Annotated in this window: 1 protein-coding gene; it reads right to left on the minus strand. The window is 71.2% G+C overall.

Annotation, left to right across the window (positions count from 1 at the left end; all coding sequences use genetic code 11):
• On the minus strand, nt 1–181 hold a 181-nt coding region (locus AC1DYK_RS36135), incomplete at its 3' end, for a hypothetical protein (RefSeq protein WP_478170644.1).
• Between the last annotated feature and the right edge of the window lie 208 nt (nt 182–389).

Genomic DNA, 389 nt, shown 5'->3' on the forward strand with positions numbered 1-389 from the left:
CGTCACCACCGCAGTTCCCGCCGCCTCCGATCCGGCAGACCTGCGCACCGATCTTCTCGGTGAGCTCCGCACCGATCCCCGTCGCCACCAGAGCGCCGACGATCGCCACGACCACCAGGACCAGGCCCAGGTACTCCAAGGCCCCCTGCCCCCGATCGCGCCGGCGGCGCAGACCCAGCAACCGGACGTCCGTACGCGGCCGGGAACCCCGTGACCACCGTCGGATCCGACGACGCAACTCCCCCAGATGTGACATGGTTTCGACGCTAACGAGCGTGCGGTGCACCCGTCTTGGGTCCTCGGACCCCAATGAGCACCCACCTGCAACCCGCCCATCGGGCGGCGAGTCGCCGGCCGACCGGTCCGGTCGCCCGGGCCCACGTCCAACC

Source organism: Variovorax sp. P2_H12 (assembly GCF_056403395.1).